Here is a 17479-nt window from a genome sequence, read left to right on the forward strand (position 1 = left end):
GTGCGCCGCCGCGCACCGCCCGGGCACCGCCCGCCGGCCAACCCCGATGGAGGAACCCATGATCGAAGTGCTCGCGGCGCTGCAACCGCTGGTCATCGGTGCGGTGCTGATCTGGTCCGCGCGCATCAAGCTGTTCAGCCGGCACGCCGCCGCGATCGCCAACCGGTCGGCGCTCGTCCGCCTGATCGGGCAACGCCGGGCGCTGCCCGCGTACCGGGCGCTCGGCGGCATCGAACTGACCCTCGGCGCGCTGCTCCTACTACCACCCGCGCTGCGGCTGGAGGCGATCGCCGCGACCGGACTGGCCGTCGGCTTCCTCACCTACCTGACCTACGCCCGCCGCGTGGCACCGACCTCCTCCTGCGGCTGCCTGAGCGCGCAATCGACCCCCGTCTCCGGCCGCAGCCTGGCCCGGGCCGGCCTCCTGGTGGCGGCGGGCGCCCTCGCCGGGCTGGCCGCCGGCGGCTGGTGGACGGCGCTCGCCGCACGGCCGCTGGCCGGCGCCGCCGTGCTGCTCGCCGAACTCGCGGCGGTGGTGGCGCTCTCGCCGGAGCTGGACGCGGCCTGGCTGCTGCCGCTGCGCCGGCTGCGCGCCCAGCTCACCCACCCACTGCGGGGCGGCTCCGGCGTACCGCTGCTCGCCACCGTGCAGCAGCTTCAGCTCAGCGAATCCTACCGGCGGGTAGCGCCGCTGCTCCGCTCCGACGTCCGGGAACACTGGGACGACGGCGACTGGCGCTTCGTCGGGCACGCCGCGCTCTACCAGGGTCGTCCGGTGACGGCGGTGTTCGCCGTGCCACTGGCGGACCCGGAGCCGGACGCGGTACGGGTCGCCGTGGTGGACGACGCCACCGGGCAGACCCTGCTGAGCCTCGCCGGCACGCCGCGGCCCGCCGGCCCCCGGCTCGCCGTCGTCCCAGCCTAGGAGGCGGTCAGCGCGGCCAACTCGTGAACCAGGCGGGATCACCAGGGCCCGGTGATCCCGCCTGGTTCGGACGGGCGATCCGCCTAGGCCACGCCGGGGGCCGGGTCGGCGGGCCGCATCGGGGACCGCCCAGCGAGGTGGGTGCGGTAGATCTCGACGGCGACGACGAGGTCCTGCCACGGCATGCCGGTCCCCTTGAACAGCCGCTGCCCGCCGGCGGGCAGCCGCGCGCGGCCGGTCACCACGTCGCGCAGCGGATACAGGTCCTCCGCCCGGACCACGCCGGCGGAGAGCGGTATGACGATGTCACCCGCCTCGAGCCGGGTGCTGGCGAGCGACTCGACGACCACCCGGGAGCGGGCGACGAGCGTGTCGTCCACCTCCCGGCTGTGCGGCGAGTGCGAGCCGATCGCGACGACGACGGCATCGCCCTTGACCAGCGCGCCGTCGAAAAGCGGCGCCGCCGCACTGGTACAGCAGCAGATGACGTCCGCCCCCGTCACCGCCTCCGCGCACGAGCCGGGATCGAACGCCCGCACCGGAACCCCCCTGCCGTCCAGCCGCGCCGCGAGCCGTTCGCGCCGCGGGCCGTCCCGGCCCACGATCGCGACCTCGCTGATCTCGTACAACGCGAGCATCGCTTCGACGTGGGCACGCGCCTGAGGACCGGTGCCGAAGACCGTCAGCCGCAGCGGGGCCCCAGGCGCCCCGGGCAGCAGGTGCCGCACCGCGAGCGCGGACACCGCGGGGGTACGCAGGTTCGTCAGCGCGGTGCCGTCGATGAGGGCCGCCGGCCGCTGTCCCGGGCCCTCGAAGAGGACGAACGCGCCCTGGATCAGCGGCAGGCCCCGGCGAGCGTTGTCCGGGGTGCTGGTGAGCAGCTTGCAGCCGGTGTACTCCCCTCGCGTGGCGGGCATGACCAGCAGTTCGCCGGCCTGCGTGGCCACCCGCGAGCGGGGTGTCTCCCGTTCCGGATCGAGCCCGGCGCGAAGCGCGGCCTCCAGGGCGTCCACCGCGACCCGGACCGAGGTCTCCGCAACAGCCTCTTCGGAAATCAACTGCAGGCCACCGAAGGAGCCGGGCGAGCGGGTCGGCACGGTCACGGTGGCCTCCGGTGGGACGGACGACGGGACCCCAGCAGGTTAGTGCTCCGCGCGGTTGCGGCTGCCCCGCGCAGGTCCCGTCGCGCCGGTAGCCTCGCCCCATGCCCACCGAGATCGTCTTCGAGACGCACTCCTGGAGTGAGGACAACGACCGGGGACTTGCCACGGGCTGGCTGCCCGGCCGGCTGTCCGGCAAGGGACGAGCACTGGCGGCCGAACTCGGCCGGCGCAGGCGGGACGACCGCATCGACGCGGTCTTCGCCTCGGACCTGCATCGGGCTGCGGAGACGGCCGCCATCGCCTTCTCGGGCACCCCGATACCGGTGCTGCATGACTGGCGCCTGCGGGAATGCGACTACGGGGAGCGCAACGGCATGCCGGCCGCCGAGCTGCACGAGCACCGTGGGCGGTACCTCGACGAGCCCTACCCCGGCGGCGAGAGCTGGCGGCAGGCCGTACACCGGGTTCGGCGTTTCCTCGATGACCTGCCCCTCCAGTGGGCCGGCCGGCGGGTCCTGGTGATCGGGCACGTCGCCACCCGGTGGGGCCTCGACCACTGGATCGGCGGGGTCCGGCTGGAGGACCTGATCGACGCCGATTTCGCCTGGCGGGAGGGCTGGGAGTACCGGTTGGACGAGGCTCACGACGGGCTCGACCGGACGTAGGTCCTCCCTCAGCGCAGCTCCACCTCGACGCCGCCGGCGGCCAACAGCGCGAGAAGGTCGTCCAGGGTGACCGCCGGTGCCCAGCTGCGCCGGTCGTAGCCGGCGACCAGGCGCGCGCGCCACTGCGGAGTCGTGCCAGACCAGGCGGAGCGGCGGTGCGGCACCCCACCCGCCGCACAGGCAGTCGACCAGCGCATCGAGGTTCCAGCCGGGGCAACTGGCGGACCCGAGCGCTGGCGCAGCGGCTGGTGAAGGCCGTGACCTGCGTCGTCCGGGCGGGGCCGGCTCAGCCCGGCGCCCAGTTCACCCGCTTTGGCGCTTAGCACACTCTTGTCCGATCTTCGTGACATTCCGGCCGACAGGCTAACGTGCTCCGTACATCTGGTGGCTCCTGCGCGGACACCGATTGCCGTTAGGTTGCACCAGTCCATCCCCCTATCGAAGGCCCCAGCTTTGAAGCTCCGTAGCCAACGCAGATCACTCAGTGTGCTCGGCGTAGTCGTCACAAGCGGTGCGCTGGCCCTGACCAGCAGCGCTCCAGTCCTCGCCGCCGAAGCGGCGACCCCCTTCATCAGCGAAATCCACTACGACAACGTCGGTACCGACACCGGCGAGGCCATCGAGATCGAGGCGCCGGCCGGCTTCGACCTGACCGGCTGGCAGATCGTCCTCTACAACGGAGCGAACAGTGCGGCGTACAACACCCGCACGCTGAGCGGGGCAGTGCCGGCGGCCGGCGTGGTCGTCGCCAACTACCCGACCGACGGCATCCAGAACGGCTCCCCCGACGGCGTCGCGCTGGTCTCCCCCACCGGCACGGTGGCCGAGTTCCTCACCTACGAGGGCACGTTCACCGCGGTCGGCGGCCCCGCCAACGGGATGACCGGGACCGACATCGGGGTCGCGGAGACCACGAACACCCCCGTCGGCCACTCGCTGCAGAAGATCAACGGAACCTGGAACGCCGAGGCGCCGAACACCTTCGGTGTCCGCAACGGCGGCGGCGACCCCGACCCGGGCCCGGACCCGGACCCGGGTATCGGCTGCACCGTCGCCGTCGACCGCACCATCGCGGAGGTCCAGGGCACCGGCACCGCCACGCCGCTGGCGGGCACCCGGGTCACCGTCGAGGGCGTGGTGACCGCCGACCACCGCACCGGTGGCTACAACGGCATGTACGTCCAGACCGCCGGCAGCGGCGGAGACCGTGCGGTCGCCGCCGGCACCGCCTCCGACGGCATCTTCGTCTACCTGACGACCAACACCGCCAACCACCCGTCGGTCGCGATCGGCGACCGGGTGCGGGTCAGCGGCACCCCGAGCGAGTTCAACGGCCTCACCCAGCTGAGCATCGCCGCCAAGAGCGACGTGCAGATCTGCGCGCACGGCGCCACCCTGCCGGCCCCGGTGCCGGTCAGCCTGCCGCTGGCCGACGACGCCCGCGAGTCGGTCGAGTCGATGCTGGTGGCGCCGGTCGGCCAGTACACCGTCTCCGAGGTGTACAACACCAACCGGTACGGCGAGGTCGTGCTCGCCGCCGGTGACCGCCCGGCCCGGAACGCGACCGATGTCGCCCGCCCGGGCTCGGACGCCGCCAAGCAGGTGATCGCCGACAACAAGCTCCGCCGGGTCCTGCTCGACGACGGCAAGACCACCAACCTGGCCACCGCCGGGCAGCTGCCGCCGTACCTGTCGAAGGAGAACCCGCTGCGGGTCGGCGACTCGGTCGAGGCGTTCGGGCCGTCGGTGCTGTCGTACGGCTTCAACGAGTGGCGGCTACAGCCGACCACCCCGGTCAGCTCGGACACTCCGTCGGTCGGCCGGACCACCTTCAAGGCCACCAACCCGCGTACCACGGGCCCGGCGAACGTCGGCGGGGACGTGCGGGTGGCCAGCTTCAACGTCCTCAACTACTTCGTCCACTTCGGCGGGGACGCCCGTGGCGCGGCGAACGAGGCCGCGCTGGCCAAGCAGGAGGCGAAGATCGTTGCGGCGATCAGCGCCCTGGGTGCCGACGTGGTGGGGCTCGAGGAGATCGAGAACTCGGTCCGGTTCAACGCAGGCGACCCGCAGCAGGCGCTGAAGCGCCTGGTCAACGCGCTCAACGCCAAGGACGGCGCGGGCACCTGGGACTACGTCCGCAGCCCGGCCGAGCTGCCCGCCCCGACCCAGCAGGACTTCATCACCACGGCGATCATCTTCAAGCCGGCGAAGGTCCAGCCGAAGGGGCCGTCGCGCTCGGTCAACGACGAGAGCGTGTGGTTCAACGCCCGCGAGCCGATCGCGCAGACGTTCACCGCGGGGAAGATCTCCTTCACCGTGGTCGTCAACCACCTCAAGTCCAAGAGCGGCACCGGGACCGGCGACAACGCCGACTCCGGTGACGGTCAGGGCAGCTGGAACGGCGACCGGGTCCGGCAGGCCACGGCGCTGACCGCCTTCGTGGACCGGATCAAGGCCGACAGCGGCAGCGACGACGTGCTGCTGCTGGGTGACTTCAACGCCTACACCCAGGAGGACCCGATGCAGGTCCTCTACCAGGCCAAGTACAAGGACCTGAACGACACCGGCAAGTCCACCTACGTCTTCGGTGGCGAGTCCGGCTCGCTCGACCACGCCCTCGCCTCGCCGTCGCTGGCGTCGCGGGTCACCGGGGTTGACGTGTGGCAGATCAACGCGGTCGAGTCGTTCGCCTTCCAGTACGACGGGCTGGCCGCCTTCTACGAGGCGAACCCCTACCGGGCCAGCGACCACAACCCGGTCGTGGTGGGCATCAGCACCAGCGCGAAGCCGGTCAACCTGCAGCTGCTGAGCATCAACGACTTCCACGGCCGGCTGGAGTCTCCGGCCACCGTCGGTGGTCAGCCGGTCGGCGGCGCCGCTCAGCTCGCCGGCCTGGTGGGTCAGCTGCGGGCGCAGAACCCGAACACGGCGTTCGTCTCCGCGGGTGACAACATCGGCGCGTCCACGTTTATCTCGGCGATCGACGGGGACACCCCGACGATCGACGCGCTGAACGCCGCCGGGCTGGCCGCCTCGGCGGTCGGTAACCACGAGTTCGACAAGGGCATCGCCGACCTCACCGGCCGGGTGTCCGATCGGGCCGACTTCCCGTACCTCGGCGCCAACGTCTACCGCGGCGACACCCGGGCGCTGCCGGCGTACTCGGTCAGCACCGTGGGTGGGGTCCGGGTCGGCTTCGTCGGCGTCGTCACCGAGCAGACCGCGTCGCTGGTCAGCCCGGACGGCATCGCCGGCCTGACCTTCCGCGACCCCGTCGCCGAGGCCAACCTGGTCGCCGGGCAGCTCAAGGACGGCAACCCGGACAACGGCGAGGCCGACGTGGTGGTGCTGCTCGCGCACGAGGGCGCGGCGACGGAGAACATCAACTCCGCCGACGCGCTGGCCAACGACCCGGTCTTCGGCAAGTTCACCCGGGTCAACGCCACCATCGACGCGATCTTCAGCGGCCACACCCACCAGCCGTACGCGTTCAAGGTCCCGGTGCCGGGGTCGGACAAGCTGCGCCCGGTGGTGCAGGCCGAGGACTACGGCAAGCGACTGGGCAAGGTGACGCTCACCTTCGACCCGAACACAGGTTCGGTGACCGACGCCGCCGCGCAGCTGGTCGACGTGGTCGGCGCGCCGCAGGACGCGGCGGTGGCCGACATCGTGGCCGCCGCCAAGGCCAAGGCCACCGAGCTGGGCAAGCAGCAGCTCGGTTCGATCACCGCGGACGTCAAGCGGGCCTACACCAACGGCAACGAGGACCGGGGCAAGGAGTCGGCGCTGGGCAACCTCATCGCCGACGTGCAGCTCGCCGGCACCAAGGACGCCGGCCGGGGCGGGGCGCAGATCGCGTTCATGAACCCGGGCGGCCTGCGGGCCGACCTGCTGTACCGGACCGACGGCACGGTGACCTACGCCGACGCCTTCGCCGTCCAGCCGTTCGCCAACGACGTGGTCACCAAGAGCTACACCGGCGCCCAGATCAAGCAGGTGCTGGAGGAGCAGTGGCAGCCGGACGGCGCGTCCCGCCCGGTGCTGTGGCTGGGTGTCTCGAAGGGGTTCAGCTACACCTACAACCCCGACGCGCCCAAGGGCTCGCGGATCACCTCGATCAAGCTCAACGGCACGCCGCTCGACCCGTCGGGCACGTACCGGGTCACGGTGAACTCGTTCCTCGCCGCCGGCGGTGACAACTTCACCACCCTCGGCCAGGGCACCAGCCGGGCCACCACCGGCGACAACGACCTCACCATGCTGGTGAGCTACTTCGCCGCCAACTCGCCGGTCACCGCGGACACCCAGCCGCGCTCGGCGATCGGGCAGGCCGGTCCGCAGTGCACCACGACGATCACCGGCAAGTACAGCAAGGCGCTGGTGGTCACCGCCGGCCTGACCTGCCTGGAGAACGCCACGATCTCCGGCTCCGTCACGGTCAACCCGGGTGCCTCGCTGGTGGTCACCGGCGGCACCATCAGCGGACCGGTGTACGCCACCCGCCCGGTGCTGTTCGACCTCTCCGGCGCCACCGTGTCCGGCCCGGTGACGGTGTCCGGCGCGACCGGCGGGCTGAGCATCAGCAAGGGCAAGGTGAACGGCCCGGTGTCGGTCACCGGCAGCACCGGTGGGGTACGGATCGACACGGTCACGGTCAGCGGTCCGGTCACCGTCAACAGCAACACCGGCAGCCAGCCGGTGGTGGTCGCCGCGAACACCATCAGCGGGTCGCTGGGCTGCTCGGGCAACACCCCGGCCCCGGTGAACGACAGCCGGCCGAACGTGATCAAGGGCTCGGCCACGGGCCAGTGCGCGCGACTGTAGTCCGGATGTGATCCCCGGTCAGCGGCCGGAGCCTGCCAGGCTCCGGCCGCTGACCCGTTTTGCGGGCCGCGATGCCGGCGTTGCTAAGCTCGCCACGATGGGCGTGGACGTCGAACTGGTCAGGGTCGAGCAGATGGGCACGAGCCCACGCCGCCGACGGGAACGCGAAGTGGCCGTGGTCGGCGACCCGGGTTTCCAGTTCGCCGCTCTTCTTCAGCACGTCCAACACGCTGGCCGGACACCGATGCTGGACCGGATCGACCCCTACGGGTCACTAGAACTCACGCCCGCCGAGATGGCCCAGTTCCTTGGCGAGTTGGACGTTCTCGCCGCGATCGTCACGGACCTCGGCGAGCGCCAGGTCCTCGACGCCGTTCGAGGGCTCGCCGAACAATGTTTCGCCGATCCCAAGCTACGGCTCCGATTCGTCGGCGACTAGGTGGGCGACCGACGGGCTACCAGAGATCAGCAGCGCGCCCGTCGCCGGTCCCGTGGAAGACCCGTAAGCGCGCGTCGGGGTGGGGTGATTTAGCGGCGGCGGCCGTAGGCGTTGGACGCGATCGAGACGCCGATCGCCGCGAAGACGACCTGCAGGGCCAACTCGATCCAGTCTATGCCCCGGGTCTCCGCCACGCCGAACACCGTGGCAACGAAGGTGCCGAGGACCGCGGCGACCACGCCGATGAGCACCGTGAGCCAGATCGGGATGCTCTGCCGGCCGGGTACGACCAGCCGACCCAGCGCGCCGATGATCAGACCGATGACGATCGCGGAGAGGATGCCGGTGACTTCCACGAGTGCCCTGCCTTCCGACGGATTGTCGCTGCCCTCGATCATCGCCGGGGCAGTCAAGTGGCCTCACCGGCGGGCCGTCGGAGGACGCCGACGGGTGCCCCGACCCGGCGACCGGTTCGGGGCACCACCGGGGTCAGCCCTCGTCGCCGCCTTCCTCGTCGTCGCCGAACGAGTCGAAGACCTCCTCGGCGATCATGCCGCCGGCGAAGCCGAGCGCCGCGCCGCCGGCCAGGCCGGCGGCGACACCGCCCATGCCGGAGCCGCGCCGCTCGTGGTGGTACTCCTCCTTGTAGTGGCCGCCGGGGTGGCCGTAGCCGGGCGCGCCGTAGGTGGGCTGCCCGTAGCCGGGCGGCGGCGGGGGCGGCGGGTAGCCGCCGGGCATGCCGTACCCGTGCGCGGGCTGGCCGTATCCGTGGCCGGCGTGCAGGCTGCGGTACTGGTCCTGGGCCTGGCGGACCCACCCGTCGACCTGGGCAGTCCAGTCGACGCGGTCGGCGTCGGCGTGGGCGACCTGGTAGCGGCCGTAGGAGTCGTGTCCGCCGCTGAACAGGCCACCGCGCTTGTCGAACTCCAGCACGACGTCGACGCCGTGTTCGTTGGTGACGAAGGTCAGCTCGACCTCGTTGACGCCCTGCGCGTACTGCGGGGCCGGGAAGTACTCGATCTCCTGGTAGAAGGGCAGGCTCTGGTGCAGGCCATAGATGTGGCCGCGTTCCAGGTCGGCGCCCTTGAACTGGAACCCGAGCCGACCGAATGCCTCGAGGATGCGCTCCTGGACCGGCAGCGGGTGTACGTACACCGGGTCGAGGTCGCCCTTGTCCACCGCGCCGCGGATGGCCACCTCGGTGCGCAGGCCCATGGTCATGCCGTGCAGCTGCTGCCCGTACAGGCTGGTCACCGGCGTCTCCCAGGGCATCGCCAGCTGGAACGGCAGCGACAGGTGCTGCCCCTCACGCAGCAGCAGCCCGCCGGCGACACCAACCCGATGGAACTCGACGAACGCGTCGTACTCCTCCCCCGCGCCCTGCATCTCCACCCGGGTGACCAACCCGACGGTGACCTGGTCGATCTGCACGTCATGGCTGCCGCCGACGAGGTTCACCTGCCCGCCCAGCGTCAGTCCCGGGCGGGTGTTGGGATTGGACAGGACCGTGTCGACGCTGGGTCCGCCCACCCCGAACGCGCCCAGCATCTTCTTGAACACCACTACGTCTCCCTCATCAGGCAGCGGACGACACGACCCGGACGTGAAGTGCTCACATCCGAACCCTTGTGTCGCAACAAGATCACCGACGTCCATAATGGATGCCGTTGGCCGAGGAAGGTAGCAGCGCCACCTGAAAAGTAGCTGAGTGTGTTCGCTCAGTTACTGCGAGGCACTCTCTTGTCCATGAATTCGCGCCAGCAACCGCGCTCGACCCCACCCGGTGGCCAGCTGGCACCAATCGCTGCTCAGCCCAACGGTCGGGCGGGCCGCATCTCTGACCGACGGACCACATGGGCTTAGATTTCCATCTATCTGTTTGATAGTCCGAACCTGTACGGCGGTGCTGCTTCTCGCCCGACTGCCCCACACCTTCCGGAAGCCCACGTGAATGTGACGGGCGCCACGCCCGCCTTTCCGTTCGGAAGTCCTTTCGGCGGCAGCTCCCTCGAATTGCGACCACGCATTTCCCGCCGATGCGAACAGCGCCGTCCGATGAGCGACACCGCCACGGCCGGCCGCGCGGCTGCCGAGGTCGGGCCGGCCTGCTATGAGTCGACGCACCACTGTCCGGACATGACAAACGACGCCGGACGTCCCTTGTACGCGCCACCGAGTCAGACGTTCGGACGGAGCCCGGCCGCCGGTTGGTCGAATGCGTCGTGTTTGTAAACCAGCTCTGTCCATTGTCTTCCGTCACCGTGTCACCAACCGGTCAAAGGCTTTACCGAAAGGCACGGAGATATCGATGCTCACTCGGGGCCAAACAATGGCCCGTCGACGTGGGGCCGGACAACGGCCCGGCATCAGGGAGAGGAAGACGAATGTTGAGCACGAAGGCCACCAGGCCCGCACGAGCGGCGCTCGCCGTGATCGTGTCGGGCGCGATGGTGGCACTCGCGGCCGGCAGTGGTCCCGCGTACGCCGCGGACCCGAACGACGCCGCGAAGGCCCGTGCCACACCCGCCTACCAGTTGGCGCGAGGCGAGACGTGTGGGCTGCGTCCGTCGGCAAGCAAGAGCCTGAAGGACGAAACGCTGAGCTGCCTTGGCGTCGAGGCCAAGCTGGACCGCACCCCCGCCGTGGGCGAGACGGCGACCCTGCGGGTCACCGTGCGCGGTCAGGGCAAGATCGGACCGAGCGAGATCAGCGTGACCCTTCCCGCCGAGCTGGAGTGGGTGCAGACGCCGGCGGAGCTGGGCGTCCAGGATCGCAAGAGCATCCTGCCCGAACGGTCCGGAACGGTCTCCGTCGCCCGGACCACCCGCACGCTGCGGGCCGGTGACCGCTTCGCGTTCAGCGGTGTGGTCCGTGCGGTCAAGGCGGGCCCGGTGCAGATCCAGGTGCGGGCCACCGCGCCGCATGGCAAGGACGTCCAGGCCGGTCAGGACGACGTCTTCCTGACCATCGGGGAGAAGCCCGGGCTGTCTCGGCTCGGCCATGCCACGCCGGCCGGCGACAACGCCACCAAGCCGGTGCCCACCGCGGCACGCGCGCCCCGGTTGGCGGGGCAGAAGCCGCGCAGCGTCGGCGTGGACCGGGTGGCCGGCGAGGCGCGGGCGGAGGCCGCGGCCAAGGGCCTGTCCTCGATCAGCCCGCTGGCGGCGTGCGACACCCGGGTCGCCGGGAACTGGAGCTACCAGGACCAGAACGGCAGCTGGCACAACCAGATGAACTTCCAGGTGCAGGTCTGGGACGACGACACCTTCGGCGACTCGCTGCTCGCCACCGGCGTGACCGACGCCAACGGCAACTACAACATCTGCTTCGACTCGCAGGTCGAGGGCTGGCCGGACAGCGGCACCGCGGACATCTACCTCCGCTTCATCAGCTCGAACTCGCTGTGGCGGGTGCAGCGCGGCGGCAACCCGCTGTCCTTCCAGACCGGCACGACCAACGACGTGCCCACCGGCAGCACGCTGAACCTCGGTTCGCTCACCGCCGGCGACGGCGCGCTGCAGCGCGGCCTGCACGCGTTCGACGCCGCGAACGACGCCTGGCTGTGGATCCCGAAGCCGAACAACCTCTGCTGGGACCAGGACGACACGAGCTGCCGGCAGGTGGTCATCAACTGGGCCCCGGACTCGACCGACGGCACCTACTACAGCACCGGCGACAACCAGGTCCACCTGGCCGCCGACGACCCGAACGCGCCGGTAACGGTCGTGCACGAGATCGGCCACGCGGTGATGGACGACCTGTACAACGACAGCTTCCCGTCCGCGCCCAACTGCAGCCCGCACAGCATCACGGGCGCCAGCTCCGCGGGCTGCGCCTGGACCGAGGGTTGGGCCGAGTGGTTCCCGGCCACGGTCTACAACGACCCTTTCTACCGCTGGCCGAACGGTGCCTCGCTGAACCTGGAGAACCCGAGCTGGGGCAACGGCTGGGGCGAGGGTGACACGACCGAGGGCCGGATCGCCGGCGCCCTGATCGACATCACCGACTACGCCAACGAGGGGACCTGGGACCGGCACGGGGAGGGTCCGCTCAACATCTGGACCACCTCCCGGCGGCACAACTCCGTCAACTTCGCGGACTTCTGGGCCCAGCGCGCCGCCGACGGGTTCAACGTGGCCGACTCCGGCGCCCTCGCGTCGGTTTACCAGAACACGATCGACTACCAGTTCCGGGACCCGCTGGGCAACTACGCCCCGCTGACCCGCCCGACGCCGATTCCGCCGCACAACTTCGGCTACTCGACCTCGTCGCCCTACTGGTCGGTGGTCGCGCTCAAGCCCAACTCGGGCGACCTCGACCTGCAGCTCTGGGACGACCGGGGGCAGGGCGCCTACCTGGCCGGCAGCGCCCAGGGCGGCACCAACGTCGACTTCGTCGCGGTGGACTCCAACCGCCGTGCGCTGGGTGACTACTACCCGCGGGTGGTCAACTACTCCGGCGGTGGTGGCTACCGGATCGAACTCGCCCAGGGCGCCGTGGTCCTGAACGCCGGCAGCAGCACGATCGCCATGGGCACGAACAACGTGGTCACGGTGCGGGACACCTACCTGACCGCCGGGGTGCCGGTCACCATCTCGGTGGCGACCACCAACATCGGCCAGGACGCGGAGCTGTTCGTTCTGGACAGCGACCCGGCCAACGCCGGCACCTGGATCCGCTCTCGGTCCGCCGCGGTGGCGGCCGCCACGAGCGGCGGGGCCGGCGCGACCGAGACGATCACCTTCACCCCCGCCCGCAGCGCCTGGTACGGGGTCGTCGTGATCAACAAGGCGGGCTCGGGGAATTACACCCTCACCCGGTCCTGACCGTCCGGACGACTGCCTGGAGAACCGGTCCGGGGGCGCCGACCACGGCGTCCCTGGACCACCGTCCGTACCGGGCCAAGGTCCGGCCCGAACGCCGCACGGAACCGGCGGCGCCGTTGCGGCGTCCGACCGGCACCACCGCGACCCGGGAGGCCGCCATGCACCGAGGCAGAGCCCTGGCGCTGCTCGCCGTGCCAGCGCTGCTCGCCACAGCGGCGACAAGCACCGGCTGCGTCGGCCGGGGCGGCACCGATCCGGAGCCGCCAACCGGTGGCGGGGCCTTGGTGCTGCGGCTGAGCGAGCTGCCCGGCATGCTGCCACCTGGCGGCACCGCTGCCGTGCTCCCGGGCTTCTCGCTGTTCGGTGACGGCCGGCTGATCAGCGTCCCGGCCCAACCCTCCGCCGGCTGGCCGCAACTACGCGAGGACCGGATCCCACCGGACGAGGTACGCGAATTGTTCCGTGACGCGGCCGCGCTGTCGGACCAGGCGGCGGCCGGCGGACCGGACGAGCCGGTCGTCCGGATCGTCGTCGGCGCGCCCGGCGGGCCGCGCACCGTGACCCTCCCCCGGGCCAACCCGGCAGCCGCCCGACTGCGGGCGGCACTCGCCGGTCATGCCGCCGGCTCGCCGGTGCCGTACCAGCCGGCGGCCGTGGCGATCGTCGCCATGCCCGCCGATCCCGCCGAGCCGGCCCGGCCCTGGCCGCTGCCGGCGTTGGCCGGCGAACCCCTGGGCGGCACGGCGGCCGGCGCCACCTGCCTGGTGCTGCGAGGCGCTGACCTGGACACCGTCCGCCGGGAGGCGGCCACCGCCGGCGCCGACACCCGCTGGCGCAGTGCCGGTCAGGTGTGGCAGGTGGTACCGCGCCCGCTGCTGCCCGACGAGACCGGCTGCGCCGGCCTGTAGCCGCCACCCGCTGCGCGGACGAACGGCACCGTCGCTGGGCCGGAAGATCCGGCGTGCGGCCGGCGGCACGCCCCGCCTGTTCGTGTGATGCGGACGCGGACGGCCCGCTGGTCGGCCAGAGTCGGAGTGGGCACCGACCGGGTGCCGGGCGGGGGCGGATCGAGCGATCATGGCGAGACCGGCTGAGGGCAGCCACGGCAGGCGCCTGCGCGGCGGGCCGGGGCAGGTGGTCGCGCGGGAGGCGGCCCGGCTGCTCGGCGGGCCCGGCCGGGCCCGGGTCGTGTTGCTGCTGGGCGGGGCGCTCGCGCTGAACAGTGCGGACACCGGCACCCTCGGCGCGGCCGCGAACCAGTTGGAGGCGGATCTCGGCATCAGCCACGCCCAGCTCGGCCTGCTGGCCACGGCGTCGTCGGGGGTCGGCGCCATCGCCTCGGTGCCGCTGGGCGTGCTCGCCGACCGGACCAACCGGGTACGCCTGCTGGTGATCACCACCGCGCTGTGGGCCGCTGCCATGGCCGTCGGCGGCCTCGCGCCCAGCTACGAGTGGCTGCTGCTGTCCCGGCTGCTGCTCGGCGCCGCCCTGGCCGCAGCCGGCCCCGTGGTGGTGTCGCTGACCGGCGACTACATCCCACCCGCCGAGCGCGCGGGGGTGCTGGGCTGGATCCTCGCCGGCGAGCTCATCGGTGCCGGCGCCGGCCTGCTGGCCGGTGGCGAGATCGCGGCGGCGTACTCCTGGCGGTACGCGTTCTTCCTGCTCGCGGCGGCGAGCGCGGTCCTGTCGGTGGCGCTGTGGCGGCTGCTGCCCGAGCCCGCCCGGGGTGGCGCCGGCTGGGGCGCGTTCGAGCCCGGACCGGATTCCGGGCAGCAGCCGACCGGCCGGGCGCAGGCGGTGGTGGCCGCACGCGGGGTCGCGCCGGCGAGCGACCGGGTGCTGACCGCTGATCCGGCGGGGTGGTCGCTGGGCCGTGCGGCGGTCTACCTGCTCGCGATCCCCACGAACCGGTTGCTGATCGTGGCCTCGGCGATGGGCTACTTCTTCTTCGCCGGGATGCGCACGTTCATCGTCGTCTTCGCCGTGCGTCATTTCGGCATCCCGCAGACGGCGCTGGGTGCTCTCGTGCCGGTCATCGGGGTGGTGGCGCTGGCCGGCACGGTGCTCGCCGGCCGGCTCACCGACCGGGCGCTGAGCCGCGGACACACCAGCGTCCGCATCGTGGTGCCGGCCGTCGGTTTCGTCGCCGCCGCGGTGCTGTTCGTACCCGGAGTGTGGTTCACGTCGGTGGCGTTGGCGCTGCCGTTGATCGCGCTCGGCGCGGGCGCGCTCGCGGTGGCCAACCCGCCCCTGGACGCCGCCCGGCTGGACATCGTTCCCGGTCGGCTGTGGGGGCGGGCGGAGAGCCTGCGGACGGTGCTGCGACTCGCCGCCGAGGCGGTCGCCCCGGCCATTTTCGGCTGGCTGGCCGACCAGCTCGGCGGCGCGACGGGACGGTCCAGCGGCGTCGGCCTGCGCAATGCCTTCCTGATCATGCTGGTGCCGTTGGCGGCCAACGGCCTGATCATGATCGCCGCGCGGCGTAGCTATCCGATCGACGTGGCCACCGCGACGGAGTCGGACCGGGCGTCGAACGGCTGACCGGAGGCTCGGCGGGCGGCGCCATCGCGCTCTGGGCGAGGCATTAGAAGCGATTTCAAGCGGTAGGGGTGATCAGCATGGTTATGCTCGTTTTGCACATGTTCCAGGTGACTCCATCGCCCACGGCGCTACCCGCACCACCCACGGCCGGATCACCGCATCCGCAGCAGGCTGTGCGTCGCCCCGCTGCCGTGGGGCGATCGACGCCCGGCCCGCCGCCGCGGACGGGGTTGTGGCCGCTGGGTTCGCGCACGACCGGCCGGACGGAGAGATGATGTCCCTGCTCGACACCGTCAACCAGCCCGACGACGTCAGGCGGCTCACCCACGAGCAACTGCGGCTGCTCGCCGGGGAGATCCGGGCGTTCCTGGTCGAGGCGATCTGCCGGCGTGGTGGGCACCTCGGCCCGAACCTCGGCATGGTCGAGCTGACCATCGCGCTGCACCGGGTGTTCCGGTCCCCGCATGACCGGATCATCTTCGACACCGGGCACCAGGCGTACGTCCACAAGCTGCTCACCGGCCGCCGGGCCGGGTTCGCCCAGCTCCGCGGGTCGGGCGGCCTGTCCGGCTACCCCCGACGAGCCGAGTCGCCGCACGACCTGGTGGAGAACTCGCACGCCTCCACCGCCCTGTCCTACGCCACCGGGCTGTGCCGGGCGTACGCCCTCGACGGCCCCGACCGCGCCGTGGTCGCGGTGATCGGTGACGGCGCCCTCACCGGCGGCCTGGCCTGGGAGGCGCTGAACAGCCTGGCCGGGTCCCCCGGCCGGGTGGTGGTCGTGCTCAACGACAACGGCCGCTCGTACGCGCCGACCGTGGGCGGCCTGGCCGCGCATCTCGCGTCGCTACGGGCCACGGCCGGGTCACCGCGCGGGCGGTCCGGAGAGGCGACGGGTTCGGACTTCTTCCAGGCGCTGGGCCTGCGCTACCTCGGCCCCGTCGACGGGCACGACGTGGGCCAGCTCGAAGCGGCGCTGCAGCAGGCCCGGGCGTCGGACCAGTCGGTCGTGGTGCACTGTGTCACCCAGAAGGGTCACGGCCACCCGCCGGCCGAGGCCGACGACGCCGACCGGCTGCACACGGTGGGCGTGGTCGACCCGGGCACCGGGCAGCCGGTCGGGTCCCCCGGCCGGACCTGGACGGACGTCTTCGCCGAGGAACTCGTCGCCATCGGCGGACACCGCCCGGACCTCGTGGCGGTCTCCGCGGCGATGCTGGGCCCGACCGGACTCGCCGACTTCGCGGCGCGCTACCCCGAGCGGACCGTCGATGTGGGCATCGCCGAACAGCACGCCGTCACCTCGGCGGCCGGGCTCGCGTTCGGCGGCAAACACCCGGTGGTGGCGGTCTACGCCACCTTCCTGAACCGGGCGTTCGACCAGGTCCTGCTCGACGTGGCGCTGCACCGGCTGCCGGTCACCCTGGTGCTCGACCGGGCCGGGATCACCGGCCCGGACGGGCCGAGCCATCACGGCATGTGGGACCTGGCCATGCTCGGCACGGTGCCCGGCCTGCGGGTGGCCGCCCCGCGCGACGCGGCATCGCTCCGCGAGGAACTGCGGGAGGCGGTCGACGAGCGGCGGGGACCCACGGTGCTGCGGTTTCCCAAGGCCCGCGTCGACAGCGACATCCCTGCGGTGGAACGGATCGCCGGGATCGACGTCCTGCGTCGGGCGGCGGCTGCGCAGGTGCTCCTGGTGGCGGTCGGGGCGATGGCCGGGCCGACCCTGCGGGCGGCGGAACTGCTGGCGGCGGGCGGCGTCGAGTGCACCGTGGTGGACCCCCGGTGGGTGCGCCCGGTCAACCCGGAGCTCGCCGTGCTGGCCGCCGACCACGCCCTCGTCGTCACCGTCGAGGACGGGGTCCGCGACGGTGGCGTGGGCGCCGCCGTCGCCCAGAGCCTCGCCGACGCCGCCGTCGCCACGCCGGTCTGTGCCCTCGGCCTGCCGACGACGTTCGTACCGCACGGCGACCGGCCCGACCTGCTCGCCGAGTACGGCCTGGACGCCCACGGCATCTGCGCGGACGTGCTGCGCCGGTTGTCGTGGGTCGGCACCGGGAGCCGGGACGCGTCGCGGCGGGTGTGGGCGAGCGTCCGCAGCCGGCTGACCCCGCTCGCCGGTTGAGCCGCCGCCGCCCGTGCCCAGAGAA

Annotated in this window: 12 protein-coding genes; 8 read left to right on the top strand and 4 right to left on the bottom strand. The window is 72.1% G+C overall.

The genetic code is table 11. The features are described 5' to 3' along the window. Positions 1-58 precede the first annotated feature (58 nt). Positions 59-925: a MauE/DoxX family redox-associated membrane protein gene (locus tag ABZ783_RS08545; RefSeq protein ID WP_357435424.1), complete on the top strand. Its 867-nt coding sequence runs from the start codon at positions 59-61 to the stop codon at positions 923-925. Between the two features lie 83 nt (positions 926-1008). On the opposite strand, the gene ABZ783_RS08550 is transcribed toward ABZ783_RS08545, so the two are convergent. Next, complete coding sequence (locus tag ABZ783_RS08550) at positions 1009-2028, bottom strand: ornithine cyclodeaminase family protein (RefSeq protein ID WP_357435426.1); 1020 nt, start codon at positions 2026-2028, stop codon at positions 1009-1011. A 101-nt stretch (positions 2029-2129) separates the two neighbouring features. Between ABZ783_RS08550 and ABZ783_RS08555 the strand changes: the two genes are divergently transcribed. After that, positions 2130-2693, top strand: coding sequence for a histidine phosphatase family protein (locus ABZ783_RS08555; protein WP_357435427.1), 564 nt, complete (start codon positions 2130-2132; stop codon positions 2691-2693). A gap of 8 nt (positions 2694-2701) precedes the next feature. On the opposite strand, the gene ABZ783_RS08560 is transcribed toward ABZ783_RS08555, so the two are convergent. Further along, entirely contained in the window at positions 2702-2890 is a 189-nt protein-coding gene (locus ABZ783_RS08560; RefSeq protein ID WP_357435429.1) for a hypothetical protein, read from the bottom strand. Between the two features lie 289 nt (positions 2891-3179). Here ABZ783_RS08560 and ABZ783_RS08565 point away from each other — a divergent pair, with 289 nt between their 5' ends. Both ABZ783_RS08565 and ABZ783_RS08570 read left to right on the top strand, forming a co-directional pair. Beyond that, positions 3180-7520 carry an ExeM/NucH family extracellular endonuclease gene (locus tag ABZ783_RS08565; RefSeq protein WP_357435430.1) on the top strand — a complete coding sequence of 1447 codons (4341 nt, stop codon included), beginning with the start codon at positions 3180-3182 and terminating at the stop codon, positions 7518-7520. Between the two features lie 97 nt (positions 7521-7617). Then, on the top strand, positions 7618-7959 hold the full coding sequence (locus ABZ783_RS08570) for a hypothetical protein (RefSeq protein WP_357435431.1): 342 nt from the start codon (positions 7618-7620) through the stop codon (positions 7957-7959). An 89-nt stretch (positions 7960-8048) separates the two neighbouring features. On the opposite strand, the gene ABZ783_RS08575 is transcribed toward ABZ783_RS08570, so the two are convergent. Beyond that, positions 8049-8315 carry a GlsB/YeaQ/YmgE family stress response membrane protein gene (locus ABZ783_RS08575; protein WP_357435966.1) on the bottom strand — a complete coding sequence of 89 codons (267 nt, stop codon included), beginning with the start codon at positions 8313-8315 and terminating at the stop codon, positions 8049-8051. Positions 8316-8448: 133 nt separating this feature from the next. Next, positions 8449-9522: a sporulation protein gene (locus ABZ783_RS08580; protein WP_357435433.1), complete on the bottom strand. Its 1074-nt coding sequence runs from the start codon at positions 9520-9522 to the stop codon at positions 8449-8451. A gap of 821 nt (positions 9523-10343) precedes the next feature. Here ABZ783_RS08580 and ABZ783_RS08585 point away from each other — a divergent pair. The 4 genes from ABZ783_RS08585 (at position 10344) to ABZ783_RS08600 (ending at position 17454) form a co-directional block, all read left to right on the top strand. Then, entirely contained in the window at positions 10344-12785 is a 2442-nt protein-coding gene (locus tag ABZ783_RS08585) for a hypothetical protein (protein WP_357435434.1), read from the top strand. Positions 12786-12943: 158 nt separating this feature from the next. Then, complete coding sequence (locus ABZ783_RS08590) at positions 12944-13693, top strand: hypothetical protein (protein ID WP_357435435.1); 750 nt, start codon at positions 12944-12946, stop codon at positions 13691-13693. Between the two features lie 169 nt (positions 13694-13862). Next, positions 13863-15326 carry an MFS transporter gene (locus ABZ783_RS08595; protein WP_357435437.1) on the top strand — a complete coding sequence of 488 codons (1464 nt, stop codon included), beginning with the start codon at positions 13863-13865 and terminating at the stop codon, positions 15324-15326. A gap of 274 nt (positions 15327-15600) precedes the next feature. Next, on the top strand, positions 15601-17454 hold the full coding sequence (locus ABZ783_RS08600) for a 1-deoxy-D-xylulose-5-phosphate synthase (protein WP_357435439.1): 1854 nt from the start codon (positions 15601-15603) through the stop codon (positions 17452-17454). Positions 17455-17479 lie beyond the last annotated feature (25 nt).

Source organism: Micromonospora sp. NPDC047738 (assembly GCF_040642675.1).
Classification (GTDB): Bacteria; Actinomycetota; Actinomycetes; order Mycobacteriales; family Micromonosporaceae; genus Micromonospora.